Here is a 26,398-nt window from a genome sequence, read left to right as displayed (position 1 = left end):
AAACCCTGTCTTGCGCGCGCGAGCACAAAGCTTGTCTTGCGCTCGTGAGCACAAAGCCTGTCTTGCGCTCGCGAGCACAAAGCCTAATGTGCCCTCATGTTTACCATCGAGCATGAATTCGACGCCACCGTCATCACCCTGATCGACGAATCCGACGCCCCCCTGCGCGAGGACGTCACCGTCTCTGCCTTCGCGGGGCAAATCACGATCGAGCAATGGGACGCCCGAACCGACCGTGTGGCCAAGATCACCCTGTCCCCCGCGCAGCTGAGCGATCTGACGGCGGCACTGAACCTGCCCGAGGGCATCTACCGAAGCAATTCCTGAGGATCGTCACATGGCCACCGGCACAGACATCAAGACCTATTTCAACGGCGCATGGCACGACGGCGATCTGCCGACCATCAAGGCCGCCGACCACGGCGCATGGCTGGGCACCACCGTTTTCGACGGGGCGCGGCTGTTCGACGGGCTGGCCCCCGATCTGGAAGCGCATTGCGCGCGGATCAACCGCTCGGCCCGCGCGCTGATGATCACTCCCACGGTTGAAACCGAGGATATGATCGAGATGTGCCGCGAGGGGCTGAAGAGCTATTCGCGCGATCAGGCGGTCTATATCCGCCCGATGTATTGGGCGCTGGCGGGTGACGAGTTGGGCATCGTGCCGCGCGAAGGTGCCACCGGCTTTGCCATCAGCCTTGAGGCCATCCCCATGGCCCCGCCCGAGGCCGCGACCACCCTCACCCGCACCCGCTTCCGCCGCCCGGTGCTGGAGGATAACGTCGTTAACGCCAAAGCAGGCTGCCTTTACCCCAACAACGCCCGCATGATGGTCGAGGCGCGCTCCAAAGGGTTTGGCAACGCGCTGGTCGCCGATGCCATGGGCAATGTCGCCGAAAGCGCCAGCGCCAACGTCTTCATGGTCAAGGATGGCGAGGTTTTTACCCCCATTCCCAATGGCACCTTCCTTGCCGGGATCACCCGTGCGCGGCATATGTCGAACATGCGCGAGGCGGGGATGAAGGTGCATGAGACCGTCCTCAGCTTTGACGATTTTCATGCCGCCGATGAAGTCTTTCTGTCGGGCAATATGATGAAGGTCACACCTGTCAGCGCCTTTGACGACACGCAATATGGCACCGGGAACAACCAGAACCCGGTCACGCGCCGGGTGCGTGAAATGTATTGGGATTGGGCCGCAAGTCAGCGCGGCTGAAGGCCCGGATGGCAGCGGCGCGCGAAAGCAATTGCCAGCGCCGCCCGCCCGCGCCATGATCGCACCGCACCGGGAGGAGGTGCGGAGAGAGGGTTTGATGCGGAAATTCCTAGTGGTGTTGGACGATAGCACCGAATGTCTGAATGCCATGCGTTTCGCCGCCCTGCGCGCGGCGCGCACGGGGGGCGGCGTGGCCGTGCTGTCGGTGATCCCACCCGAAGAGTTCAACCATTGGATCGGCGTTGGCGACCTGATGCGCGAAGAGGCCCGCGAACGGATCGAGGTGCATTTCGAGGTTTTCGCCAAATGGATGCGCGACAAACAGGGCGTCGATCCTGAGTTGATCATCCGCGAGGGCGAACCCACGGATGAGATCATCCAGCAGCTGTCCGACGACCCCGACATCGGCGTTCTGGTGCTCGGCGCCAGCGGCGACCGCAAGAAAGGCCCCGGCCCGCTGGTCACGCAGTTGTCGCGCTCTGCCGGTGCCCTACCCGTGCCGATCACCATCGTGCCCGGCGATCTGAGCAAGGAACGGCTCGAAGCGATCACCTAAGCGCTCTGCCGCACGCCCAATGCCCGGCGCCACAATTTAGAACGGTTCTAAACCTTGACTTGCCGCCCGCGCAGGCGCATATCAGGAGCCACGCCGAAAGCGAGGTACACACCATGTTCATCCAGACCGAATCCACTCCGAACCCCGCAACGCTCAAGTTCCTGCCGGGTCAGACCGTGCTGGAGATGGGCACCGCTGATTTCCCCTCCCCCGAAGCCGGGGCAACCTCCCCGCTGGCCCAACGGCTGTTTGCGGTCGAGGGCGTGACCGGCGTGTTCTTCGGCACCGATTTTGTCACCGTGACCAAGCAAGATGCGGTGGAATGGGACCATGTGAAACCCGCCCTTCTGGGCGCCATCATGGAGCATTTCCAGTCCGGCGAGCCGGTCATGGCCTCCGACCACCAGCCCACATCCGGCCACGCCGCGCATGACGGCGAAGATGGTGAAATCGTAGGCCAGATTAAAGAGTTGCTTGACAGCCGCGTGCGTCCTGCCGTGGCGCAAGACGGGGGTGACATCACCTTCCACGGGTTTGAGCGCGGCGTCGTCTATCTGCACATGCAGGGTGCCTGCGCGGGCTGCCCCTCTTCGACACTGACGCTGAAGATGGGCATCGAGAACCTGCTGCGCCATTACATCCCCGAGGTCACAGAGGTGCGCCCGGTTGCCTGAGCATCACGCAGGAGGGCCACTGATTCTGGCCTTCGACACATCGGCCGCGCATTGCGCGGCCGCTTTGCTGTCGGGCGATCGGATCTTGGCTTCCCGTACCGAGCCGATGACCAAGGGACAGGCCGAACGCCTGCTGGTCCTCTGCGAAGAATTGCTGGCCGAAGCGGGCGTGGTCTATGCCGATCTCACCGCGCTTGGCGTCGGCATCGGGCCGGGGAATTTCACCGGCATCCGCATCGCCGTTTCTGCCGCCCGTGGGCTGGCGCTTGGTCTTGGCATCCCGGCAGTCGGCGTCGATGCCTTCGACGCGCTGCGCGAAGGCCATGACGGTGCCTGCGCCTGTGCGGTGGATGCCCGCCGCGATCAAGTATTTCTGCAAGGCTTTGACAACCCCGGCATTTCCGCGCCCGCGCTTCATGATGCCACAGCCCTCCCGGCCTTCACCGGCCCGCTGATCGGCGCGGGCGGAGAGCCGCCAGCAATGCCTGTGGCCGAAGCCATCGCCCGCATCGCCGCGCGTCGCTTTGCCAGCAGTCCGCCGCGCCCCGCGCCGCTTTACCTGCGCCCCGCCGATGCCGCGCCCGCCCGCGACGCGGCACCGGTTCTGCTGCCGTGACACCGGCGGCTCTCGCCACACTCCATGCTGCGGCCTTCACCCAAGACAGGCCGTGGCGAGAGGCGGAGTTCGCAAGCCTGCTCGACAGCCCCTTCGTGCAGCTTTTCACCCGCCCCGGCGGCTTTGCCCTGACCCGCACCATCGCGGGCGAATCCGAACTGCTGACGCTTGCCGTGGACCCTGCGCAGCAACGTCGGGGGCTGGGCCGGGCCCTGCTGCGCGACTGGCTCGCCGCCCTGCCCGCCGACTGCGAAAGTGCCTTTCTCGAAGTCGCAGCTGACAATCTGCCCGCCCGCGCGCTCTATGCGGATCAAGGCTTTGCCCAAATCGCCACCCGCCGTGCCTATTACGCGCGGAGCGGCGTCCCACCCGTCGATGCCTGCATCCTGCAACGCGTCTTGACCCATGGTCACGCTGGCGATCCGGGCGGCTTGCCCTCAAAAAGCGGTTGACCCTACCCCCCGCCTGCGCCCTAGATTATACCTGATCACATGATCCACAAACGCCGTGGCGGCAGCATCTGATTGACCGCCCGACACCACAACCCGGGAGACACCAAATGACCCTCATGACGAAATTCCTCGGCGCTGCTGCGGGCCTCGCGCTCACCGCGGGCGCGGCAGCGGCTGAACCGGCGCTGATCTTCGACCTCGGCGGCAAGTTCGACAAGAGCTTCAACGAAGCGGCCTTCAACGGTGCCTCCCGCTGGGCCGAAGAAACCGGCGGCAAATTCGCCGAGATCGAGATGCAGTCCGAAGCGCAGCGTGAGCAGGCCCTGCGCCGCTTCGCCGAATCCGGTGCCAACCCGATCATCACCATGGGTTTCGCCATGGCCGATCCGCTGGCGACCGTCGCGCCCGACTATCCCGACACCAAGTTCGCCGTGATCGACGTGAACTGGCTCGACCTGCCCAACGTCCGTCAGGTCAGCTTTGCCGAACATGAAGGCTCCTACCTCGTCGGCGTCATGGCCGCGATGGCCTCCGAGAGCGACACCGTGGGCTTCGTCGGTGGCATGGACGTGCCGCTGATCCGTCACTTCGGCTGCGGCTATGCCCAAGGCGTCAAGGCGACCAACCCCGACGCCACTGTCATCGCCAACATGACCGGCACCACCCCCGCCGCATGGAACGACCCGGTGAAGGGTTCCGAGATCACCAAGGCCCAGATCAACCAAGGCGCTGACGTGGTCTATGCCGCGGCGGGCGGCACCGGCGTGGGCGTGCTGCAAACCGCCGCCGACGAAGGCATCCTGTCGATCGGCGTGGACAGCAACCAGAACCACCTGCACCCGGGCAAGGTGCTGACTTCCATGCTGAAACGCGTCGATGTCGCCGTCTATGACGCGATGATGGCGGGCGAAGACCTCGAAGTCGGCGAAGTCGTGACCCTCGGCCTTGCCGAAGAAGGTGTTGGCGTTGCCATCGACGAACATAACCAAGATCTCGTGACCGAAGAGATGAAGGCCGCTGTCGACGAAGCGCGCCAGAAGATCATCGACGGCGAGATCAAAGTGGTCTCCTACTACGAGAACGACAGCTGCCCGGCACTGGACTTCTGAGCCCAATTTATCCACAATCGACACCCGGGGCCGCGCCGATCATCGGCGCGGCCCCTTTTAAAACCCCACAGCGTGACCGGGGCAGCGATGGACCAACGCCAGATCAAGGGCTGCAACGCCCGCAGGACCTTTTGACATGACCGATACCGCCCCCGCGATCGAACTCAAGGGCATCTCCAAGGCCTTCGGCCCGGTACAGGCCAACAAAGATATCTCCATCCGCGTCATGCCGGGCACGATCCACGGCATCATCGGCGAGAACGGCGCCGGCAAATCGACGCTGATGTCGATCCTCTACGGCTTCTACAAGGCCGACGCGGGCGAGATCTTCATCGGTGGCCGCAAGACCGAGATCCCCGACAGCCAGGCCGCCATCGCCGCCGGCATCGGCATGGTGTTCCAGCACTTCAAGCTGGTCGAGAACTTCACCGTGCTGGAGAACATCATCCTCGGCGCCGAGGATGGCCGCCTCTTGAAGCCCTCGCTGTCGAAGGCGCGCAAGACGCTGATCGAACTGTCAAACGACTACGGCCTCAACGTCGACCCCGACGCGCAGATTCAGGACATCGGCGTCGGCATGCAGCAGCGTGTGGAAATTCTGAAAGCGCTCTACCGGCAGGCCGATATCCTCATCCTCGACGAGCCCACCGGCGTGCTGACCCCCGCTGAGGCCGACCAGCTGTTCCGCATTCTCGGCCGCCTGCGCTCCGAGGGCAAAACCATCATCCTCATCACCCACAAGCTGCGCGAGATCATGGAGATCACCGACACCGTGTCGGTCATGCGCCGCGGCCAGATGACCGCCACCGTGAAAACCGCCGAGACCTCGCCGCAGGAACTGGCCGAGCTGATGGTCGGGCGCAAGGTGCTCTTGCGCGTCAACAAAGAGCCCGCCACCCCGGGCGAGGTGATCCTCGACATCAAGGGGCTGCGCGTCGTCGACGACAAAAGTGTCGAGCGGCTGCGCGGGATCGACCTTCAGATTCGCGCGGGCGAAGTGCTGGGCCTCGCGGGCGTTGCGGGCAACGGCCAGTCGGAACTCTTGGAAGTGCTGGGCGGCTATGCCGACGGCACCGGCAACGTTACGCTCAACGGCACCCCGCTGGACCTCTCGGGCAAGAAAAGCGACGGCCAGTCGCGCCGTGCGCGTGGTGTGGCCCATGTGCCCGAAGACCGCCAGCGCGAAGGCCTGATCATGGATTTCCAGGCTTGGGAGAACAACGTCTTCGGCTACCACCACGACGACCGTTTCAACAGCGGCATGCTGATGGACCACGCCGCGATCCGCGCCGACGCCGAAGACAAGATGGCCCGTTTCGACGTGCGCCCGCCCGACCCGACGCTGGCGGCCAAGAATTTCTCGGGCGGCAACCAGCAGAAGATCGTTCTGGCCCGCGAGATCGAGCGCAACCCCGATCTTTTGCTGATCGGCCAGCCCACCCGCGGCGTCGACATCGGCGCGATCGAATTCATCCACGAGCAGATCATTGCGCTGCGCGATCAGGGCAAGGCGATCCTGCTGGTCTCGGTCGAGCTCGAGGAAATCCTCGCCCTGTCGGACCGCATCGCGGTGATGTTCGACGGGCAGATCATGGGCGAACGTGCCGCCGATCAGACCGACGAAAAGGAGCTTGGGCTGCTGATGGCAGGCATCACCGATACCGAGAACGAACACAGCGTGGCCGAGGTCGAGGCCAATCTCGCCCGGGCGGGCGGCGACGCGCGCAAGGAGGTCTGAGATGGACGTGATGCCGAAATGGGCCGAGGTGATCCTCGTGCCGCTGATCTCCCTGCTGCTGGCCGCCGTGCTCTCGGCGCTGGTGATCCTGTCGATCGGCGAAGACCCGGTCGCGGCGGTGAATCTCATGGTCAAGGGCGCGCTCGGCTCGACCTATGGCTGGGGCTACACGCTGTACTACGCCACCAACTTCATCTTCACTGGTCTTGCCGTCGCCGTGGCGTTCCACGCGCGCCTGTTCAACATCGGCGGTGAAGGTCAGGCGATGCTGGGCGGCCTTGGCGTGGCGCTGGCCGCGCTCTACATCCCGTGGCCGCATTGGACGCTGGCACTGATCGGTTGCGGCGTCATGGCCGGTCTTCTGGGCGCCATCTGGGCCGCGATCCCCGGCTGGCTGCAGGCCAAGCGCGGCTCCCACGTCGTGATCACCACGATCATGTTCAACTTCATCGCCGCGGCGCTGCTGAACTACGTGCTGGTCAACGTCATGCGCCCGCCGGGCAGCATGGACCCGGCCAGCGCCCGCTTCCCCGAGGCCGTGCATCTGCCGACCCTGCACGAGTTGCTTGCCCCCCTTGGCATCGCCTTCTCCAAATCCGCACCCGCCAACGTCTCGCTGCTGGTGGCCGTCGGCGCCTGCGTGGCGATCTGGATGCTGATCTGGCGCACCCGTCTGGGCTATGAAATCCGCGCCTACGGCCATTCGCAGCCGGCGGCGAAATACGCCGGCATCTCGCCCGTGCGCATCACCATGATCACCATGATCATCTCGGGCGCGCTGGCAGGGCTGATGGCGATCAACAACGTCATGGGCGAAAGCGAACGTCTGGTGCTGAACGCGACCGAGGGCGCGGGCTTCATCGGCATCGCCGTGGCGCTGATGGGCCGCTCGCACCCGGTGGGCGTCTTCTTTGCCGCGCTGCTCTTTGGCTTCCTCTACCAAGGCGGCGCGGAGCTTGCGCTCTGGACCTCGATCCCGCGCGAGTTGATCGTCGTGATCCAGGCGCTGGTGATCCTCTTCACCGGGGCGCTCGACAATATGGTGCGGATGCCGCTGGAGCGTCTCTTCTTGATGTTCCGCCGCCCCGGCCCGCCCAAACCCGGCCCCCGCAGCGCCCAGTCGGAGAGCGCGGAATGAGCCCCTATACCCCCCTGAGAAAGCGGGTCTGACCTATGGACTACATCACGCTCATCCAATTGCTTGACAGCACCGTGCGGCTCGCGACGCCGCTGCTCTTGGCCTGTCTTGCCGGTCTTTTCTCCGAACGCGCGGGCGTCTTCGACATCGGGCTTGAGGGCAAGATGCTGGCCGCGGCCTTCTTCTCGGCGGCGCTCGCCTCAATCACCGGGTCGGTCTGGCTGGGTCTGGCGGCGGGCATCGCCTCTTCGCTGGCGCTTAGCGCCGTGCATGGCCTTGCCTCGATCACCTTCCGCGGCAACCAGCTGATCTCAGGCGTGGCGATCAACTTCCTCGCCGCGGGCATGACCGTGCTGATCGCGCAGGACTGGTTCGCCCAAGGGGGCCGCACCCCCTCGCTCTTCGGCGGCGCGCGGTTCGAGCCGATCACTCTGCCCTTCGCTGAGGCGATGGAGAGCGTGCCCGTCATCGGCCCGCTTTACGAAGAGCTGATCTCGGGCCATTCGATCCTCGTCTATGCCGCCTTCCTCGCCGTGCCGCTGACATGGTGGATCCTGTTCCGCACCCGCTTCGGCCTGCGCCTGCGCGCGGTGGGCGAGAACCCCGCCGCCGTCGACACCGCCGGTGTCTCGGTCGTGGGTCTGCGCTATGCCGCGGTGGCCATCGCGGGGCTGCTCTGCGGCGTGGCGGGCGCCTACCTCAGCACCGCGCTGCAGGCGGGTTTCGTCAAGGACATGTCGGCGGGCCGCGGCTTCATCGCGCTGGCCGCGCTGATCTTCGCCAAGTGGCGTCCGTGGTACGCCCTTTGGGCCACCCTGCTCTTCGGCCTCTTCGGCGCGCTGGAGACCCGACCGGACGTGATCCAGTCGGTCATCGGCATCAAGGTGCAGGGCCAGCTTCTGGGCGCCCTGCCCTACCTGATGACCGTGGTGATCCTCGCCGGTTTTGTCGGAAAAGCGATCCCGCCGCGCGCGGGTGGCGAGCCCTATGTGAAAGAACGTTGACACTTCCTTCCGGCCCTTGCACCCGAGGGCCGGATCGGCGCAACCTGTCAAAGTGGTCGCCTCACCGCGACAAGCTATGTTGAACTGCGCGGCCGTTCGGGGCTAGGAAACGTCATGCAAATCTACCTGCCCATTGCCGAAGTATCGGTCAACGCCTTCCTCCTTTTGGGATTGGGCGGCATCGTGGGCATCCTTTCGGGCATGTTCGGCGTCGGCGGCGGGTTTCTGATCACGCCGCTGCTGTTCTTTGTCGGCATCCCGCCCGCCGTGGCGGTGGCGACCTCGACCAATCAAATCGTGGCCTCTTCCTTCTCGGCGCTTCTGGCGCATCTCAAGCGAAAGACGGTCGATTTCCGAATGGGCTGGGTGCTGCTGGCCGGGGGCCTGATCGGCTCCGGCATCGGCATGTTCATCTTTAACTACCTGAAATCGCTCGGCCAAGTCGATCTGCTGGTGACGCTTTGCTATGTCGTCTTCCTTGGCATTATCGGCGGGCTGATGTTCGTGGAATCGCTCCGCGCCATCCGCCGCACCCGCAAGGGGGGCCGAGTCAAACGCAAGAAGCACTATTGGGTGCATGGGCTGCCGTTCAAAATTCGCTTTCGGGTTTCGGGCCTCTATATCTCGGTGATCCCGCCGGTGCTGGTCGGCGCGGCGGTCGGGATGCTTTCGGCGATCATGGGCGTGGGCGGCGGTTTCATCATGGTGCCCGCGATGATCTACCTGCTCGGCATGCCGACAAAAGTGGTGATCGGCACCTCGCTGTTGCAGATCATCTTCGTCACCGGCTTCACCACCATGCTCCATGCCACCACCAACCAGACGGTCGACATCGTGCTGGCGGTGCTGCTGCTGGTGGGCGGCGTGCTCGGCGCGCAGGTGGGCACGCGGATCGGCGTGCGGATGCAGGCCGAACAGCTGCGCATCCTGCTCGCGGTGCTGGTCTTGGCGGTCTGCGGCAAGCTGGCGCTTGACCTGTTGCTGGAACCGGCGGAACTCTATTCCCTCAGCCCGGTGGCGGCGGAATGATGCGCGCGCTGATCGCCTTTCTTGGCCTGTGTTTCACGGCCCTGACCGCCACGGCGGAAGAGGAAATCGTGCTTGGCCTCAGCCAGGCCGAAGTCTCCATCACCACCAATTTCGACGGGTCCGAGATCCTCGTCTACGGCGCCGTCAAACGCGAAACCCCGATCCCCGATGGCGCGCCGCTCGAAGTCGTCATTACCGTCTCCGGCCCCTCGGCCCCGGTCATGGTGCGCCGGAAAGAGCGGCGCTTTGGCATCTGGGTGAACACCGCCGCGGTTGAGGTCGACCGCGCGCCGAGCTTCTACGCTGTGGTCACCTCCGGCCCGCTGGCCGAGGTGCTCAAACGCATCGAAGACCTGCGCCACCGCATCTCCATCCCCCGCGCCATCCGGTCGGTCGGCGCCCCGATGGAGATCGCGGACCCCACCCAATTCACCGACGCGCTGATCCGTGTGCGCAAGGATGCGAACCTGTACCAAGTTATCGAAGACGGGGTGAAGGTGGATGAGCAAACCCTCTTCCGCGCCGCCGTCGCCCTGCCCGCCTCGCTCACCGAAGGGGCCTATGACACGCGGATTTTCCTCACGCGCGGCGGCGATGTGGTGGCGCAATATGAGACGATCATCGACGTGCGCAAAGTCGGGATGGAGCGTTGGCTGTTCAACCTTGCCCATCAACAGGCGTTTCTCTACGGGCTGCTGTCGCTCTTCATCGCGGTTGCCGCGGGCTGGGGCGCCTCTGCCGTCTTCGGCCTCATGCGCCGCTAAGCCGCGCCATCCTCGGTCGCCTCAAGCGTCAGCGCCGCCGCTGGCGCGGCCCGCAGATCATCCACCCGCAGCGGCCCCGAAGGCTTGCTGAGCCGGTTGCGCACCACCCAGATCAGACGTTCCTGAGCGCGCGTAATCGCCACATAGGCCAGCCGTTTCCACAGCGGCTGCCCCGCCTCGCTCCGCCCCATCCGCGCGGCGGCATAAAGATCGGGGGCGAAGACCTGCACATTCTCCCACTGGCTGCCTTGGGCCTTGTGGATCGTCACCGCCGCCCCATGCAGAAAGGTCGCCCCCATGCGCGCAGCGAAGGGGATGAAGGGTTCTTCTTCGTCGGGTTTCTCGATCTTCACGATCGAGGCGGCACTCACCTGCGGGTCTTCGGCGCCGATCACATGCAAGCGGCTGAAGCCGGGCTTGCGCCCCTCGCCCAGATAGACCACCTGCGCGCCCTTGATCAGGCCCCGCGCTTCAAGGTCCAGCCGTTTTTTGCGGTGTTTCAGCGGCAGTTCGATCCCGTCGCAGATCAGCGGCTCACCGGCCAGCAACGCATCTTCGGGCGCGCCATGCACGCTGCGGAACGCATTGATGAGCCGAATACGCGTCGCATTGCGCCAGACCAGCACCGGGCTGCGCGCCATCAGGTCGACCTCAACACGCTGGCCCCAGACCACGCGGTCATCGCGGCGCGCCGCGTCTTCGATCATCCGCTCGAAGTCATGAAACTCCAACTGCGGATCGGCCAGCGCATGGGCGAGATCAAGGATCGGGTTGTCGGCCTCTTGCCGGTGGATGCGGTTGAGGTTCAAGACGCGCTTCTCGGGCAGTTTCTCGAAGACCATCGTGCCCGACTGCCCCACCGGTGCCAGCTGCGCCGGGTCACCGAACAACAGCAGCGTTGGGAAGATCTCTTTCAAATCCTCGAACTGCTTGTCGTCCAGCATCGAGCTTTCGTCGACGAAACCGATGTCCAACGGCTCTTCCCGCCGCTTCCAGCCGGTGATGAAATCACTGCCGCGCAGCCCCGCCGCCGCCAACGCCCCGGGCACCGACTTGTTGTTCGCGAAAAATGCCGCCGCCCGGTCCAACGCCATTTCGCTGAGGCCCTCGATCTCGGGCTTCTCACCGTTGCCGGTCAGCCATTCGGCGATGCGCTCATACTCAGGGTGATAGACCGGCGTATAGAGAATGCGGTGGATCGTTGTCGCGGGCACCCCGCGCAACCGCAGCACGCTCGCCGCCTTGTTGGTGGGCGCGAGGATCGCCAAGGTCCGCTTCTCGCGCTTCTTGCGCGATTCGTAATCGCCCGAGACGATCTCGACCCCGGCCCCTTCCAGCGCGCGGTAAAGCTCGGCCAGCAGCAGGGTTTTGCCCGATCCGGCCTTGCCGGTCACCGCCATCACCTGATCCGGCCCGCCCGCAGGCGGCATCAAAAGCGAGTCGTCCAGATCGATGCCCGCAGAGCGCAGCATATCGGCCACCTTGTCATGGGCGGCGGCTTGGTCTTCGGAATAGGTGAGCGCGGTAGATGTCATTGGGCGACCCTAAATGAGCCCCGCGCCGGGGGCCAGATGGCTTTGCCCCGCGCGCCTGCGATTCATGTGGATTATCTGCCTCAGACGACGATCAGCCCCCGGCTGAGCGCACGGGCGACGGCATGGGTGGTGTTGGACGCCCCCAGTTTGAAGCGGGCGCTTTCCACATAGGCCCGCAGCGTATGTTCCGAGATCGACAGACGGTCAGCCACCTGCGCGCGGCTGTAGCCCACCGCCAGCAGGGTCATCGCATCCACCTCGCGCGGGGAAAGTGCCTGCACGGCACCCGGCGCCCGCTCCGGGGCCAGCGCCAGCGCCTTTTCGTTGAAGCAATGGGCCGCCCAGATCAAATCGCGCCGGTGCCGCGCGGTGAAAGCGGCCCAAACCCGATCGGTGCAACTGTGGTTCGTGGTGAAAAGCGCGAATTGCCCATGCGGCCCCCGGATCGGGACCGAGAACCCCTGATCGCCAACCCCATGGTCCAAAGCATCCCGGCGAAACTGCCGCGCGGCGCGAGAGGACCAATCGAGGTCTTTCCAATCCACCGGCTCGAACCGGCGATAGCAGCCCGCGACCACGGGATCGATGCGCAGGTAGTTATGCGCCTGATAGCGCTCAGACCAGAGCGCGCCATAGGTGCCGCAGCCATATTGCACCCCCGCCGTGTCGACCCAGTGATAGACGACGTGCAGAATGCCAAAGTGATCGCGCAGGTCTTTGCAGGCCTGCCCAAGGGCGGGCTGGCCATCAGCCTGCGCCAGCCTTTCCCAAATCCGTTCCAGATGCGGCTCTATCCTCATGCGTCTGGCCCACGGCCCTTTCGCGTTGCAAGGACATCTCAGCCAGAGCGATCAGCGCCGCGTCGTCCAACTGTTCCGCCGTGCGCGGCAGTTGGTTCGCCATGGCAAAAGCCCTGAGATCGGCCAAAACGTCCAATATCCAATCATCTCGCATGAGGGTCGCCCAGCTTTGGTTAATGGCAGATTAATACAACCATAGCATGTACATTATTTTGCACCATCCGCGCTTTCTGCCCCCCCATAAATAGCGGGGCTTCGGGCGCTAAGCCTCTGTTTCGACAGGGCACCACGCAAAACCCCCGCAGCCGGAGCCACGGGGGTTTCATCTTAGCCGATCCGTAACGCTCAGTCGCGGGCGACCAGCGTGTCTTCCAGCGTGCGCAGCCCGGTCGTCGGCGCTTGAACCAGTACCGACATATTCCCCGGCTTATGCTCATTACGCATCATCTTCATATGCGCCTCGGGCAGATCGGCCCAGCTAAAGACCTCGGACATGCAGGGGTCGAGCCGCCGCTCCATCATCAGCTTGTTGGCCGCACTCGCCTGTTTGAGATGGGCAAAGTGGCTGCCCTGCAAGCGCTTCTGGTGCATCCACATGTAGCGCACGTCGAAAGTCAGGTTGAACCCGCTTGTGCCTGCGCAGATCACCACCATGCCGCCCTTCTTGACCACGAAAGTGGAGACCGGGAAGGTCGCCTCGCCGGGGTGCTCAAACACCATGTCGACATTCACGCCCTTGCCGGTGATGTCCCAGATCGCCTTGCCGAACTTGCGCGCTTCCTTGAACCACTCGGCATATTCCGGCGTGTTCACGGTGGGCAGTTGGCCCCAGCAGTTGAAATCCTTGCGGTTCAGCACGCCTTTGGCACCCAGATCCATCACGAACTGACGCTTGCTCTCGTCCGAGATCACGCCGATCGCATTGGCGCCCGCGGTGTTGATAAGCTGGATCGCATAGGACCCAAGGCCGCCGCTTGCCCCCCAGACCAGCACGTTCTGACCGGGCTTGAGGTCATGCGGCTCGTGGCCGAACAGCATCCGGTAGGCGGTCGCCAACGTCAGCGTGTAGCAGGCGCTTTCCTCCCATGTCAGGTGCTTGGGCCGGGGCATCAGCTGCTGGCTCTGCACCCGGGTGAACTGCGCGAAAGAGCCGTCGGGCGTCTCGTAGCCCCAGATCCGCTGGCTGGGAGAATACATCGGGTCGCCGCCGTTGCATTCCTCGTCGTCGCCGTCGTCTTGGTTGCAGTGAATCACCACCTCATCGCCGACCTTCCAACGGGTCACCTTGTCACCCACCGCCCAAACGATGCCCGAGGCATCGGAGCCGGCGATGTGATAGGGCTCGCCATGGCCGTCGAAGGGGCTGATCGGCACGCCGCGCGCGGCCCAGACACCGTTGTAGTTGATGCCCGCCGCCATCACGAGAACCAGCACGTCTTGGCTGTCGAGCTTGGGCACGTCGACCACCTCTTGCAGCATCGCGCTGTCCGGGTCGCCGTGCCGTTCGCGGCGGATCGCCCAAGCATACATCTGTTTCGGGACATGCCCCATCGGGGGCATCTCGCCCACTTCATAGAGGTCCTTTTGCGGGGCGTCATATTCGGCGTGTTTCGTATCCAGTGCCATGTGGGCCTCCTGCCGGTGATCGGTGTCTACAAGGTCTGTGCCGCACCGCAGAATCGCGGCGGCTCCCTTTCGGGATATGACCCGCCGCGCAACAATGCAACCCCTAGATACCGCCGTTTGTAATTTTATGACCCAGCAGTCGCAGCAATTTCTGCCGCAGGTGCAGCATCCTCCCAGGGGAAATGTGCAATGGAATTAGCGTAGAAGGCCAAAACAGGCCCCTGCCCCTCGACGATCTCCAGCCCCTCTGGGCCTTCGGAAATGACGCCACGTTTCTTGAGCCGCGCGACGGCGCGGGCGACCCGCTCGGGCAGGACGTCCGGCTTCGGCACCCGATTGCGCGGTGGCATCTGCTCCAAAGTGGCAGCCACTTCGGCCAGCAGATCGGCCTCCTTCATCGGGCGCGCGGCCTGCAACATCACCCGCGCGATCAGCGGCACGGTCAGCACCGGCATCGCCTGCGCGATCCGGTCCATCAACATTTCGGACAACTCCGACACCGGCACCCCGGCCCCGGTGCGACGCAACGACAGCGGATCGCCAAAGGTCACCGCCGCCGTGCCAAAACGCGTGTCGCGCCCGCGCAGCCGCCGCCACATCTTGCGCAGCACGAAGCCCACAACCACCGTGATCCGCGCCCCGAAACGCCGGTCCCCGCGCTGCCCGGCGGCGATCAACACGCGGTCTTCCAGTACCCGGTCATAATTAATCGCCACCGGCACGAAAATGATGTCGCGCTCGCCCTCGGGGTCGAACCCATCCACGACATAGGACAGAAGCCCGACCTTCGGCGGCTGCAAGGCCCCGGTCAGGCTCAAGCCGCCCTCGGGGTAGAAGGCCTGCGTCACCCCGCCCGTCGTGGCCATCTGCACATAGCGCGCCAAAACCTTGCGATAGAGCGCCCCGCGCGACCGACGGCGGATGAAATACGCCCCCATCGAGCGGATCAACGTGCTCAGCGGCCAGACCCGCGCCCATTCCCCCACCGCATAGCTCAGCGCCGAAGACCGCGCGGCGAGATAGGTCACCAGCATGTAATCCATGTTCGACCGGTGGTTCATGATAAAGACCACCGTGGCATCCCGCGGCAGCGCGGCGAATGTCGTCTCGTTACTCACCGCCGTCTCGACCCGGTAGACCGTATTGGTCAACAGCCGCGCCAAGCGGATGCCGAAACTGAAATAGGCGAAGGCCGAAAACCGCGGCACGATCTCGCGCGCATATTCCCGCGCCTTTTGAAAGGCTACGTTTTCCGGCACCCCGTTGCTGCGGGCATAGTTGACGATCTCTTGGCTGACCTCCGGATCATAGATCAGCCGCTGGATCATGTCGTGCCGCCGCGCCAGTTTGAAGGGCTCGATGGGCCGCGTCAGCCGCTTGTTCAACCGTGCTACTGCCCGCTCAAGCCGCCGGCGAAAGAACCAACGCACCGAAGGCAGCAGAAAGTGGCTCAGCGCGGTGACGGCTGCGAAAACCACGATGAGGATGAACAGCCAAAGGGGCAATTGCACAGTCTGCGTCATGGCTTAACCCTTACAGTGCAGGGGCGAGAGGACAATATTTATCTGTTTCCCGCCCGCCCAAGCGGCCCGAGTGATGCCGCAACGCAGCGAATTGACAGAGGCATATTATTTCCCCTATCAACGTCATGACGCAACTTTATTGCAACCCAGATTCAAGAGGCCACGATGACCCAACCGCAGAAAGACCGCCCCTGGCTCATTCGCACCTATGCGGGCCATTCCACCGCCGCCGCGTCTAACGCGCTCTACCGCTCGAACCTTGAGCGCGGGCAGACCGGGCTTTCCGTGGCCTTCGACCTGCCGACCCAAACCGGATATGACAGCGACCATGTGCTCAGCCGCGGCGAGGTTGGCAAGGTGGGCGTGCCGGTGAACCACCTCGGCGATATGCGCGCGCTGTTTGATGGCATCCCGCTGGAGCAGATGAACACCTCGATGACGATCAACGCCACCGCCCCTTGGCTGCTGGCGCTCTATATCGCGGTGGCCGAGGAACAGGGCGCGGATGTCTCCAAGCTGCAAGGCACGGTGCAAAACGACCTGATCAAGGAATACCTTAGCCGCGGCACCTATATCTGCCCGCCCGCGCCATCGCTTAAGATGATCGCGGATGTGGCCGAATTCTGCTATACGAATGTCCCGAAATGGAACCCGATGAACGTCTGTTCCTACCACCTGCAAGAGGCGGGCGCGACGCCGGAACAGGAATTGGCCTTCGCGCTGGCCACCGCCACCGCCGTGCTCGACGCGCTCAAACCCCGCGTCCCGGCAGAGGATTTCCCGAAATTGGTGGGCCGCATTTCCTTCTTCGTGAACGCAGGCATCCGTTTCGTCACCGAAATGTGCAAAATGCGCGCCTTTGTAGACCTTTGGGACGAGATTTGCCGCGCGCGCTATGGCGTCGAAGACCCCAAATTCCGTCGCTTCCGCTATGGGGTGCAGGTCAATTCGCTGGGGCTGACCGAACAACAGCCCGAGAATAACGTCTACCGTATTCTCATCGAAATGCTGGCCGTGACCCTCTCGAAAAAAGCCCGCGCCCGCGCCGTGCAATTGCCCGCATGGAACGAAGCCCTCGGCCTGCCCCGCCCCTGGGATCAACAATGGTCGATGCGGATGCAGCAGATCATGGCACATGAGACGGACCTTTTGGAATTCGACGATCTATTCGACGGCAACCCGGCGGTCGATGCCAAGGTCGAATTGCTCAAAGAAGGCGCGCGGGCCGAATTGGCGAATCTCGACGGTATGGGCGGCGCGATTTCCGCGATCGATTACATGAAAGGACGTTTAGTCGAAAGCAATGCCGACCGGCTGCGGCGTATCGAAAGCGGCGAAACCGTCGTGGTGGGCGTAAACAAATGGCAGCAAGGCGCGCCCTCGCCCCTGATGACCGGCGCAGGCGATATCATGCAATCCGACCCCGGCGCCGAGGCCGACCAGCTCGCCCGGCTCGACGCATGGCGCAGCGCGCGCGACGAGGGTGCCGTGAAACAGGCGCTGGCCGATCTGCGCGCCGCGGCGCAGGCGGGCGAGAACATCATGCCCGCCTCTATCGCCGCTGCGAAAGCCGGGGTGACCACCGGCGAATGGGCCGCGCAGATGCGCGCCGTTCACGGGGAATATCGTGGCCCTACAGGTGTTTCCGCAGGCCAGTCCAACAAGACCGAAGGTCTGGACGACCTGCGCGATGCGGTAGACGCGGTCAGCGACAAACTTGGCCGCAGGCTGAAGTTCCTCGTCGGCAAACCGGGGCTCGACGGCCACTCAAACGGGGCCGAGCAGATCGCCGTCCGCGCCCGCGATTGCGGCATGGACATCAGCTATGAAGGCATCCGTCTGACACCTGCGGAGATTGTCGAAGCAGCACAAACGGAAGCCGCCCATGTGGTCGGCCTGTCGATCCTCTCGGGCTCTCACGTGCCCTTGGTCGAAGACCTGATGAAACGCATGGCCGAGGCCGGGTTGACCCATATTCCCGTCATCGTCGGCGGCATCATTCCCGAGGCCGACGCCACCCGTTTGCGCGCCGCTGGAGTTGCGCAGGTCTATACGCCGAAGGACTTCGAATTAAACGTCATCATGCAGGATATCATTACGCTCGCCGATCCCAAAGCGGTGGCGGCGGAATAGGCTGACACAAAATACATCGTGCAATTAACTTATTGCCTCTATAATTCCCTCTACCAGCACAATCTGGAAAGGAAATATCAGATATGGAAAAAGACCTGAAATCCATGAGCCGTAAGGAACTGGAGAAACTTCTGTCGGATGTCAAAAAGGCATTGCAGGCCGCGCAGGCGCGCGAACGCCGCGCCGCACGCAAGGCAGCGCAAAAGGCAGCGGCGGAATATGGCTTTTCCCTGAATGAGTTAGCTGATGAGGCCCCCGCGCCCAAGAAGGCCAAGAAGCCGCGCAAAGCGCCTGCCGGTCCGAAATCGAAGCCTCAGTTCGCCAATCCGGAGAACCCGTCCCAGACTTGGACCGGAAAAGGCCGCCAGCCGAATTGGTTCCGCGCCCAAGTAGAGAATGGTGCCGATCCGGAAACGATGCGGGTTTAATACTTCCCGAAATACGGGAATTTCGCGCCGGTTGAATAGCAATTCACCGGCGCTTTTTTATTGCTAACGGAAATGTGAATTCGATAGTCACCGCCCGCACGGCGCCGAGCGGAAGTTTACGTCACACCCCCTGCCCCACCGCAGCCCTTGTGAAGCCCGCCTTGCGCGGGCAAAATGCGCCAAACATCAGGAGACAGAAATGACCGTCCATATTGGCGCAAAACCCGGCGATATCGCCGAAACCGTATTGATGCCCGGCGACCCCTACCGCGCGAAATGGGCGGCGGAGACCTTTCTCGAAGGGGCCGAACTGGTCAACGAAGTGCGCGGCATGCTCGGCTTTACCGGCACATGGCGCGGCAACCGGGTGACGATCCAAGGCTCGGGCATGGGAATGCCGTCGCTGTCGATCTACGCCAATGAGTTGATGACCGAATATGGCGCGCAGACCCTGATCCGCATCGGCTCTTGTGGCGGCATGCAATCCCATGTCGGCATCCGTGACGTGATCATCGCCATGACGGCGAGCACGATCACCTCGCCCTCCTCCGGCATTTTCCGCGAATTGAACTACGCCCCCTGCGCCGATTACGGCCTTTTGAGCGCTGCTGTCGCTGCCGCCGAAAAGCTCGAAGCTAAGACCCATGTGGGCGGGATCTATTCCTCGGATGTTTTCTATGCGGAGCGCCCCGACCTTGACGAGCAGATGGTGCGCCATGGCATCCTCGGTGTCGAGATGGAAGCGGCGGAGCTTTACACGCTGGCCGCGCGGCACAAGCGGCGTGCCTTGGCGGTGCTGACGGTGAGCGATCATTTGCAGACCGGCGAGGCGCTGCCATCGGAGGATCGCGAAAAGAGTTTTGGCGATATGGTCGAGATTGCGCTGGAGGCGGCCTTTGCCTGAGTGCGGCGCCTGCTGAGAGGGCGGGATTGGTATTTGAAAAAGGATGAAGGGGCGCGGCGGGGGTCGCGCCTTTTTTCGTGGCTTGGCGGGTGGTGTGAGCGAGGGGGGTGCTTCGTTGGTTGGCGCTCGCGTGTGGGGAGAGTGCGGAAGGTATTTGGGAAAGGATGAAGGGAGGGGGTGTGGCGCGTCTTTCAGGCGTGTTGGCCGGCGAGGCGGCCGGAGTAGAGGCAGCCGCCTAAGAAGGTGCCTTCGAGGGCGTTGTAGCCGTGGTAGCCGCCGCCGCCGAAGCCGCAGACCTCTCCGGCGGCGAAGAGACCGGGGAGGATGGTGCGCGCAGGCGTGAGCACGCGGCCTTGGGTGTCGCTGTGCAATCCGCCGAGGGATTTCCGGGTGAGGATGTTGAGCCGCACGGCGATGAGCGGGCCGTTGGCCGGGTCGAGGATGGCGTGGGGTTTGGCGGTGCGGATCAGGCGGTCGCCACGGTAGTTGCGGGCGCCGCGGATCGCGGTGATCTGGGCGTCTTTGGCGAAGGGGTTGCCCAATTGGCCGTCGCGGGCCGCGATTTGGGCGCGGATGTGCTCTGGGGCGACGGGGGTCTCGGGTGTGAGGGCGTTCATGCGGGCGACGAGGGTTTCCAAGTCCTCGGCGACAATGAAATCCGCGCCTTTTTCTTTGAAGGCCTCGACTGCGGCGGTTGCCCCCTTCCCGAGGCGCGCCTTCAGGACTTCGCCCCATTTGCCGGAGGTGAGATCGGGGTTCTGTTCGGATCCCGAGAGGGCGAATTCCTTTTCGATGATCTTTTGCGTCAGGATGAACCAGCTGTGTTCGCCCGCTTGCAGGATGCGTTTGAGGGTCGAGAGCGTGTCGAAGCCGGGCAGGCAGGGGGCTTCCATCCGGTCGCCCTGCGCGTCGAACCACATCGACGAGGGACCGGGCAGAATGCGGATGCCGTGGTTGGGCCAGATCGGGTCCCAGTTCTGGACGCCCTCGCAATAGTGCCACATGCGGTCTTCGTTGATGAGCCCGGCCCCGGCGTCGGCTGCAATGCCGTGCATCTTGCCGTCGACGTAGTCGGGCACGCCGCTGACCATGCGTTGCGGGGCGGGGCCGAGGCGGTCAGTGGGCCAGTGTTGGCGCACCAAATCATGGTTGGCTCCGATGCCACCGGTGGTGAGGATGACGGATTCGGCGGTATGTTCGAATGGCCCGGTGACGTTGCGTGGGGTGCTCTGCCCGCGGAGGGCGTCGCTGTCTTCCAGCACCTCGCCTGCGACGCCGGTGACTGCGCCATTGGTGGCGACCAGTCGTGTGACCCGGCGGCGGAAGCCAAGGCGCAGTTTGCCCGCCGCTGCATGTTCGCGCATTAGCCGCGCGAAGGGGGCCACAACGCCGGTGCCGGTGCCCCAGGTGATGTGGAAACGCGGGACGGAGTTGCCGTGGCCTCCGGCCCCTGCCCCGCCGCGCTCGGCCCAGCCGACGACCGGGAACCAGCGCAGGCCGATCTGGTGCAGCCATGCGCGCATGTCGCCCGCCGCCCAGTCGATGAACCCTTGCGCGAACTTGCGGGGGTTGGCGTCCTCCGCCCGGTCGAACTGCGCCGAGCCCATCCAGTCGCGATAGGCGAGTTCCGCGCTGTCGCGGATGCCCATGCGGCGTTGTTCGGGCGTGTCGACCATGAAGAGACCGCCGAGCGACCAATAGGCCTGCCCGCCGAGGCTTTGCGGGCCTTCTTGGTCCATGAGCAGCACCCGGCGGCCGCGCAGCACGGCCTCATGGGCGGCGACCATGCCGGCCAGACCCGCCCCCACGACGATCACATCTGCTTTGAAACGCTCACCCATTGCTGCCTCCCCTGTTCCCGCAAGCTTGCGGCGGGCTGGGGGCAAAAGCAAGTCACAGACGCGGGGTGTCGAGCCCTTTGAGGCAGCGGTCGGGCGGGCCTTCGCTGCGGTAGGCTTCGGCCCCGCAGGCGACGCAGTGGTATTTGCGCAGCGCGCCTTTGTCCCCCGCCCGGTCTTCGCGCCAGCGGCAGTCCCGCGTGGGCGCGTTGCGACGGGCAAAGATCAGCACGATCACAAAGACGATAACGATGACGAAGGGCAGGATCATGGGAAAAACCAAAGGCCCGGCGCTTGGCCGGGCCTTCCTGTCGGATTGGGTGGATTAGACGGTGCGCTCGACCATCAGTTTCTTGATATTGGCGATCGCAGCCGCCGGGTTCAGCCCCTTGGGGCAGGTCTTGGCGCAGTTCATGATCGTGTGACAGCGGTAGAGCTTGAACGGATCCTCAAGGTCATCCAGACGCTCGCCCGTGGCCTCGTCCCGGCTGTCGATGATCCAGCGGTAGGCGTGCAGCAGGGCCGCTGGGCCGAGGTAGCGGTCGCCGTTCCACCAGTAGCTGGGGCAAGAAGTCGAGCAGCAGGCGCACATGATGCACTCATACAGACCGTCGAGCTTGGCACGGTCGTCGATCGACTGTTTCCACTCCTTGCGGGGCTCGGGCGTGTCGGTTTCCAGCCACGGCTGGATGCTGGCGTGCTGGGCGTAGAAGTGGGTCAGATCGGGGATCAGGTCCTTGACCACCGGCATATGCGGCAGCGGGTAGATCTTCACCACGCCGTTGATCTCTTCCATGCCGTAAGTGCAGGCCAGCGTGTTGATCCCGTCGATGTTCATCGCGCAGGAGCCGCAGATGCCCTCGCGGCAGGAGCGGCGGAAGGTCAGCGTCGGGTCGATCTCGTTCTTGATCTTGATCAACGCGTCGAGAATCATCGGCCCGCAATCGTCCATATCGACGAAATAGGTATCCAGCGCCGGGTTCTTCCCGTCGTCGGGGTTCCAGCGATAGATGTGGAACTCGCGCAGGTTGGTCGCCCCTTCGGGCTTGGGCCATGTCTTCCCGCTGGTCATGCGGGAGTTTTTCGGAAGCGTCAGTTGAACCATTATGCGTCTCCTAAAGCGTCAGACCGGCTGCGGGCGCGGCGGCCAGCAGGCAGGTACGGGTCTCGGGGCGCGACAGGATGGTGCGCACGGTGCCCGTTGTTGTATCGTCCACGCCAACCACGGTGGCGCGGGCCAATTCGCGCAGCTCCAGCGCGTCGGCATTGTCGATGATGCAATCGGTGAAGGGGGTGATCAGCTCTTTCGGCACCTGCGGGAAACGGGTGGCCAGAACCTCGGTCACCACGCCTTTGGAGGTCTGGCGGGCGGTGTCATCCACCGCCTGCTGAACCTCCACACAGCCCGAAAGGCCGAGCATCGTGGCCGCGATGAGTGCTGTGCGGACCATCAATACACCCGTGCCTTGGGGGCGATCTTTTTCATGTCGATGCCGCCTTCATCCTCTTTGGTCAGCGGATCAAGGTGCACGGCGCGGTAGGTCAGCTTGGCATCGTTGCCATCGAACCAGGCCAGCGAATGCTTGCGCCATTCGTCGTCGTTCCGGTCCGGGTAGTCCTCATGCGCGTGGGCACCACGGCTTTCCTTGCGCGCAGCGGCGGCGGTGATCGTGGCGGTGGCGTTGGGCATCAGGTTGGTCAGCTCCAAGGTCTCCATCAAGTCGGAGTTCCACACGAGGCTGCGGTCGGTGACATGCAGATCGTTCAGCTTGTCGGCCACGTCGATCATCTTCTTGCGGCCTTCCTCCAACGTCTTGTCGGTGCGGAAGACGGCGGCATCGGCCTGCATAGTCTTTTGCATCTCAAGGCGCAGTTCGGCAGTCGGCGTGCCGCCCTTGGCATTGCGCAGACCGTCGAAGCGATCGAAAGCCTTCTCGACCGATTTGAGGTTCGGGGCGGGCACCGGGCTTTCGGGGTCGACGATCTTGGCGGCGCGGATCGCGGCGGCGCGGCCAAAGACCACGAGGTCGATGAGGGAGTTGGAGCCCAGACGGTTCGCACCATGCACCGAGGCACAGCCCGCCTCGCCCACGGCCATCAGGCCGGGTGCGATGGCGTCGGGGTTGTCGGCGGTCGGGTTCAGCACCTCGCCCCAGTAGTTCGTGGGGATGCCGCCCATGTTGTAGTGCACGGTGGGCAGCACCGGGATCGGCTCTTTCGTGAGGTCTACACCCGCAAAGATACGCGCGGATTCCGAGATGCCCGGCAGGCGCAGGTCCAGCGTCTCCGGCGGCAGGTGGTTCAGGTGCAGGTGGATGTGATCCTTGTTCTCGCCCACACCGCGGCCTTCGCGGATCTCCATCGTCATGCAGCGCGAAACCACGTCGCGCGACGCCAAATCCTTGTAGGTCGGCGCATAGCGCTCCATGAAGCGCTCGCCTTCGGAGTTGGTCAGATAACCGCCCTCGCCGCGCGCGCCCTCAGTGATCAGGCAACCCGCGCCGTAGATGCCGGTGGGGTGGAACTGGACGAATTCCATGTCTTGCAGCGGCAGACCCGCACGGGCCGCCATGCCGCCGCCGTCGCCGGTGCAGGTATGTGCGGAGGTGGCCGAGAAGTACGCTCGGCCATAGCCGCCTGTCGCCAGCACGACCATCTTGGCGCTGAACAGATGCATGGTGCCGTCGTCGAGTTTCCAGCAGAGCACACCTTGGCAGACACCGTCGTCCGACATGATCAGGTCGATGGCGAAATATTCGATGAAGAATTCCGCGCTTTGCTTCAGCGACTGGCCGTAGAGCGTGTGCAGGATCGCGTGACCGGTCCGGTCAGCGGCGGCACAGGTGCGCTGCACGGGGGGGCCTTCGCCGAATTCGGTGGTATGGCCACCGAAGGGGCGCTGGTAGATCTTGCCCTCTTCGGTGCGCGAGAAGGGCACGCCGTAATGCTCAAGCTCGTAAACCGCCTTGGGCGCTTCGCGGGCGAGGTATTCCATCGCATCCGTGTCGCCCAGCCAGTCCGAGCCCTTGACCGTGTCATACATATGCCACTGCCAGTTGTCGGGGCCCATGTTGCTCAAGGACGCGGCGATGCCCCCCTGCGCGGCCACGGTGTGGCTGCGGGTCGGGAACACCTTGGAAATACAGGCCGTGCGCAGCCCCTGCTCCGCCATGCCCAAAGTCGCGCGCAGACCAGCACCGCCTGCCCCCACCACGACAACGTCATATTCGTGGGTTTCGTATTCATATGCTGCCATTTAATCGGTCTCCCGTTTGGGCGTATTGTTACAGGGCGAGCTTGGCGATGGCGAAAACGCCGACCGCTGCTGCGCCGTAGCTGATGATGGTCATCACGATGAGGGCGACTTTGTTGGCCAGCCCATGGACATAGTCCTCGATCAGCACCTGCACGCCGTCATTGAAATGTTTAAAGCCCACGATCAGCGTCAGCGCCGCCACGATGGCCGGGAAGGGCCGCGCGTAATAGGCAAGGATCTCTTCATAGCTGCCGCCGAGCGCACTGCCGAAGGTAAAGACGAACAGCGGGATCAGAACCAACAGCGCCAGCGAGGAGACTTTCATCGCCCAGAAATGCGCGGTGCCGGTTTTCGCCGAGCCAAGGCCGCGGGCGCGTTTGCGATCTGTCATGTATGCCATGGTGTCGCTCCTCAAACGATGATGATGGTCAGGATGGTCAGCACGACCGATCCGATCAGCACGGTCCAGCCCAGCTTTTCCGCGGTGGGGATATCGAGCATGCGGCCCGTATCCCAGATCAGGTGCCGCACACCGGCCAGCGTGTGATACCACAGGCCCAAGAGCGACAGGGTAAAGACCAGATCACCGAACCAGCTGGTCATAATTCCGTTCACGGTGTCGAAATACTCAAGAGACGTGGCCGCGGCGAGGAACCACCACACGATAAGCAGCGCGGTGATCAGCATCGCGTTGCCGGTGATCCGGGTGAGAATCGACGTCATGGAGGTCAATTGAGGGCGGTAGATCGTCAAATGCGGGGAAAGCGGGCGGTTACCCCGGTTCACGTCGGCCATGGCGCGGTCCTTTGTCCTGTGCTTTGTCCTGTGCTTTGCATCTTGATAGCGGTTTTTACAGGACTGTCACGGGGAACTGCGGGGAATCTGCCGGGTTTGGCCGGTGTTTCGGTGGAAAAATGACAGAGTGATGTGGTCCTACTCGTTTTTGTGATCACAGCATATTATAGTGTGATCACAAAACTGCCCCACCCCTGAACGAAAAAGCGCGCCCCGATTGGGACGCGCTCCAAAACTCGTATGCCGTGAGGCTTAGGCGAGGCTCTCGTCAATGCCTTTGCAAGCTTCGACCAGACCTTTGACCGCGTTGACGGAGTTGTCGAACATCGCCTGCTCGTCTTTGTTCATCGAAATCTCGACGACACGCTCAACACCGCCTGCGCCGATCACGGTGGGCACGCCCACATAGAAGCCGTTCAAGCCGTAGGCCCCATCGACATGCGCCGCTGCGGGCAGAACGCGCTTTTGGTCCTTGAGATAGGCTTCGGCCATCTCGATCGCGGAGGTGGCGGGCGCGTAGAAGGCGGAGCCGGTCTTCAGCAGGCCGACGATCTCGGCGCCGCCGTCACGGGTGCGCTGCACGATCGCGTCGAGCTTGTCCTGTGTGGTCCAGCCCATCTTGACCAGATCGGGCAGAGGGATGCCTGCGACGGTGGAATAACGTACCAGCGGCACCATCGTGTCGCCGTGACCGCCCAGAACGAAGGCGGTGACGTCTTTCATCGATACGTTGAACTCGGTCGCGAGGAAGTGGCGGAAACGCGCGGAGTCGAGCACGCCAGCCATGCCGCAAACCTTGTTGTGCGGCAGGCCCGAGAATTCGCGCAGCGCCCAGACCATCGCGTCGAGCGGGTTGGTGATGCAGATCACGAAGGCGTCGGGCGCGTGCTTGGCAATGCCCTCGCCCACGGATTTCATGACCTTGAGGTTGATGCCCAGCAGGTCGTCGCGGCTCATACCCGGCTTGCGGGCCACACCGGCGGTCACAATGCAGACGTCCGCGCCCGCGATATCGGCGTAATCTTGCGTGCCCGACATGGTGGCGTCGAACTTGCCCGAGGGGCCCGACGACGCGATATCGAGAGCTTTGCCCTCAGGGGTGCCCTCGGCAATGTCGAACAGGACGACATCGCCCAATTCTTTCAACGCTGCGAGATGGGCGAGAGTGCCGCCGATTTGCCCCGCGCCGATAAGCGCGATTTTGGGTCTGGCCATGGTCATGTCTCCGACAGAGGTTTCATTTGCGCCGGAGATACCGAAATGC

28 protein-coding genes are annotated in these 26,398 nt (G+C 63.7%); 15 read left to right on the top strand and 13 right to left on the bottom strand.

Translation table 11 applies throughout. The features are described 5' to 3' along the window. Positions 1-96 precede the first annotated feature (96 nt). The 12 genes from ACGYLO_RS09675 to ACGYLO_RS09620 all read left to right on the top strand — a co-directional run bounded on the left by ACGYLO_RS09675 (position 97) and on the right by ACGYLO_RS09620 (position 10,296). Positions 97-327 carry a hypothetical protein gene (locus tag ACGYLO_RS09675; RefSeq protein WP_067261534.1) on the top strand — a complete coding sequence of 77 codons (231 nt, stop codon included), beginning with the start codon at positions 97-99 and terminating at the stop codon, positions 325-327. Positions 328-337: 10 nt separating this feature from the next. Then, positions 338-1,216 carry a branched-chain amino acid aminotransferase gene (locus ACGYLO_RS09670; protein WP_271689363.1) on the top strand — a complete coding sequence of 293 codons (879 nt, stop codon included), beginning with the start codon at positions 338-340 and terminating at the stop codon, positions 1,214-1,216. Between the two features lie 97 nt (positions 1,217-1,313). Then, the gene (locus ACGYLO_RS09665; protein ID WP_040700546.1) at positions 1,314-1,772 is read left to right on the top strand and encodes a universal stress protein; all 459 of its coding nucleotides are present in this window, start codon (positions 1,314-1,316) and stop codon (positions 1,770-1,772) included. 113 nt (positions 1,773-1,885) lie between these two features. Then, positions 1,886-2,446, top strand: a complete 561-nt coding sequence (locus ACGYLO_RS09660) for a NifU family protein (protein ID WP_067261530.1) — start codon at positions 1,886-1,888, stop codon at positions 2,444-2,446. 19 nt (positions 2,447-2,465) lie between these two features. Beyond that, the gene (gene tsaB / locus ACGYLO_RS09655; protein ID WP_271689930.1) at positions 2,466-3,062 is read left to right on the top strand and encodes a tRNA (adenosine(37)-N6)-threonylcarbamoyltransferase complex dimerization subunit type 1 TsaB; all 597 of its coding nucleotides are present in this window, start codon (positions 2,466-2,468) and stop codon (positions 3,060-3,062) included. Continuing rightward, positions 3,059-3,514 (top strand): GNAT family N-acetyltransferase, encoded by a 456-nt coding sequence (locus tag ACGYLO_RS09650; protein ID WP_271689362.1) that lies wholly within the window; start codon positions 3,059-3,061, stop codon positions 3,512-3,514. The genes tsaB and ACGYLO_RS09650 overlap by 4 nt, the downstream gene beginning before the upstream one ends. 107 nt (positions 3,515-3,621) lie before the next feature. Continuing rightward, entirely contained in the window at positions 3,622-4,623 is a 1,002-nt protein-coding gene (locus ACGYLO_RS09645; protein WP_271689361.1) for a BMP family protein, read from the top strand. Between the two features lie 136 nt (positions 4,624-4,759). After that, the gene (locus ACGYLO_RS09640; RefSeq protein ID WP_271689360.1) at positions 4,760-6,361 is read left to right on the top strand and encodes an ABC transporter ATP-binding protein; all 1,602 of its coding nucleotides are present in this window, start codon (positions 4,760-4,762) and stop codon (positions 6,359-6,361) included. Position 6,362: 1 nt separating this feature from the next. After that, positions 6,363-7,499, top strand: a complete 1,137-nt coding sequence (locus ACGYLO_RS09635; RefSeq protein WP_271689359.1) for an ABC transporter permease — start codon at positions 6,363-6,365, stop codon at positions 7,497-7,499. Between the two features lie 35 nt (positions 7,500-7,534). Further along, a complete protein-coding gene (locus tag ACGYLO_RS09630) occupies positions 7,535-8,503 on the top strand; it encodes an ABC transporter permease (RefSeq protein ID WP_271689358.1) in 969 nt (322 codons plus the stop codon). Positions 8,504-8,617: 114 nt separating this feature from the next. Beyond that, positions 8,618-9,532 carry a sulfite exporter TauE/SafE family protein gene (locus tag ACGYLO_RS09625; protein ID WP_067261874.1) on the top strand — a complete coding sequence of 305 codons (915 nt, stop codon included), beginning with the start codon at positions 8,618-8,620 and terminating at the stop codon, positions 9,530-9,532. Continuing rightward, a complete protein-coding gene (locus tag ACGYLO_RS09620; protein WP_271689357.1) occupies positions 9,529-10,296 on the top strand; it encodes a TIGR02186 family protein in 768 nt (255 codons plus the stop codon). Before ACGYLO_RS09625 ends, ACGYLO_RS09620 begins: the two co-directional genes overlap by 4 nt. Here ACGYLO_RS09620 and ACGYLO_RS09615 read toward each other — a convergent pair. The 5 genes from ACGYLO_RS09615 to ACGYLO_RS09595 all read right to left on the bottom strand — a co-directional run bounded on the left by ACGYLO_RS09615 (position 10,293) and on the right by ACGYLO_RS09595 (position 15,780). Next, positions 10,293-11,831 carry an ATP-dependent RecD-like DNA helicase gene (locus ACGYLO_RS09615; RefSeq protein ID WP_271689356.1) on the bottom strand — a complete coding sequence of 513 codons (1,539 nt, stop codon included), beginning with the start codon at positions 11,829-11,831 and terminating at the stop codon, positions 10,293-10,295. The genes ACGYLO_RS09620 and ACGYLO_RS09615 overlap by 4 nt on opposite strands. Positions 11,832-11,911: 80 nt before the next feature. Continuing rightward, entirely contained in the window at positions 11,912-12,631 is a 720-nt protein-coding gene (locus ACGYLO_RS09610) for a LuxR family transcriptional regulator (RefSeq protein ID WP_271689355.1), read from the bottom strand. After that, positions 12,579-12,785 carry a hypothetical protein gene (locus ACGYLO_RS09605; protein WP_271689354.1) on the bottom strand — a complete coding sequence of 69 codons (207 nt, stop codon included), beginning with the start codon at positions 12,783-12,785 and terminating at the stop codon, positions 12,579-12,581. Before ACGYLO_RS09605 ends, ACGYLO_RS09610 begins: the two co-directional genes overlap by 53 nt. Before the next feature lie 191 nt (positions 12,786-12,976). Beyond that, positions 12,977-14,257 (bottom strand): crotonyl-CoA carboxylase/reductase, encoded by a 1,281-nt coding sequence (gene ccrA, locus ACGYLO_RS09600; protein WP_209217441.1) that lies wholly within the window; start codon positions 14,255-14,257, stop codon positions 12,977-12,979. Positions 14,258-14,382: 125 nt separating this feature from the next. Next, positions 14,383-15,780 (bottom strand): 1-acyl-sn-glycerol-3-phosphate acyltransferase, encoded by a 1,398-nt coding sequence (locus tag ACGYLO_RS09595; protein WP_271689353.1) that lies wholly within the window; start codon positions 15,778-15,780, stop codon positions 14,383-14,385. A gap of 165 nt (positions 15,781-15,945) precedes the next feature. Here ACGYLO_RS09595 and ACGYLO_RS09590 point away from each other — a divergent pair, with 165 nt between their 5' ends. The 3 genes from ACGYLO_RS09590 (at position 15,946) to deoD (ending at position 19,245) form a co-directional block, all read left to right on the top strand. Next, entirely contained in the window at positions 15,946-17,913 is a 1,968-nt protein-coding gene (locus ACGYLO_RS09590; RefSeq protein ID WP_271689352.1) for a protein meaA, read from the top strand. An 83-nt stretch (positions 17,914-17,996) separates the two neighbouring features. Then, complete coding sequence (locus ACGYLO_RS09585) at positions 17,997-18,341, top strand: H-NS histone family protein (RefSeq protein ID WP_271689351.1); 345 nt, start codon at positions 17,997-17,999, stop codon at positions 18,339-18,341. A 199-nt stretch (positions 18,342-18,540) separates the two neighbouring features. Continuing rightward, positions 18,541-19,245 carry a purine-nucleoside phosphorylase gene (gene deoD, locus ACGYLO_RS09580; RefSeq protein ID WP_209217445.1) on the top strand — a complete coding sequence of 235 codons (705 nt, stop codon included), beginning with the start codon at positions 18,541-18,543 and terminating at the stop codon, positions 19,243-19,245. A 191-nt stretch (positions 19,246-19,436) separates the two neighbouring features. Here the strand turns inward: deoD and ACGYLO_RS09575 are convergent, their stop codons facing one another. The 8 genes from ACGYLO_RS09575 to mdh all read right to left on the bottom strand — a co-directional run bounded on the left by ACGYLO_RS09575 (position 19,437) and on the right by mdh (position 26,349). Beyond that, positions 19,437-21,086 carry an FAD-binding dehydrogenase gene (locus ACGYLO_RS09575; protein ID WP_271689350.1) on the bottom strand — a complete coding sequence of 550 codons (1,650 nt, stop codon included), beginning with the start codon at positions 21,084-21,086 and terminating at the stop codon, positions 19,437-19,439. 52 nt (positions 21,087-21,138) lie between these two features. After that, positions 21,139-21,354, bottom strand: coding sequence for a hypothetical protein (locus ACGYLO_RS09570; protein WP_067261889.1), 216 nt, complete (start codon positions 21,352-21,354; stop codon positions 21,139-21,141). Between the two features lie 54 nt (positions 21,355-21,408). Further along, positions 21,409-22,188, bottom strand: a complete 780-nt coding sequence (locus ACGYLO_RS09565) for a succinate dehydrogenase iron-sulfur subunit (protein ID WP_067261891.1) — start codon at positions 22,186-22,188, stop codon at positions 21,409-21,411. A gap of 10 nt (positions 22,189-22,198) precedes the next feature. Continuing rightward, entirely contained in the window at positions 22,199-22,534 is a 336-nt protein-coding gene (locus ACGYLO_RS09560; RefSeq protein ID WP_271689349.1) for a hypothetical protein, read from the bottom strand. Next, positions 22,534-24,339: a succinate dehydrogenase flavoprotein subunit gene (gene sdhA / locus ACGYLO_RS09555; RefSeq protein WP_271689348.1), complete on the bottom strand. Its 1,806-nt coding sequence runs from the start codon at positions 24,337-24,339 to the stop codon at positions 22,534-22,536. Before sdhA ends, ACGYLO_RS09560 begins: the two co-directional genes overlap by 1 nt. A gap of 28 nt (positions 24,340-24,367) precedes the next feature. Then, positions 24,368-24,739 carry a succinate dehydrogenase, hydrophobic membrane anchor protein gene (gene sdhD, locus ACGYLO_RS09550; protein ID WP_067261896.1) on the bottom strand — a complete coding sequence of 124 codons (372 nt, stop codon included), beginning with the start codon at positions 24,737-24,739 and terminating at the stop codon, positions 24,368-24,370. An 11-nt stretch (positions 24,740-24,750) separates the two neighbouring features. Next, positions 24,751-25,134, bottom strand: coding sequence for a succinate dehydrogenase, cytochrome b556 subunit (gene sdhC / locus ACGYLO_RS09545; RefSeq protein ID WP_067261898.1), 384 nt, complete (start codon positions 25,132-25,134; stop codon positions 24,751-24,753). 252 nt (positions 25,135-25,386) lie between these two features. Beyond that, positions 25,387-26,349 carry a malate dehydrogenase gene (gene mdh / locus ACGYLO_RS09540; protein WP_067261933.1) on the bottom strand — a complete coding sequence of 321 codons (963 nt, stop codon included), beginning with the start codon at positions 26,347-26,349 and terminating at the stop codon, positions 25,387-25,389. Between the last annotated feature and the right edge of the window lie 49 nt (positions 26,350-26,398).

The sequence above is a fragment of the Sulfitobacter sp. 1A13353 genome, from assembly GCF_043557255.1.
In the GTDB taxonomy this organism is placed as follows: Bacteria; Pseudomonadota; Alphaproteobacteria; order Rhodobacterales; family Rhodobacteraceae; genus Sulfitobacter; species Sulfitobacter faviae.
Note: the sequence above shows the minus strand (reverse complement) of the source record. Positions and strands in the feature narration are given on the sequence as shown.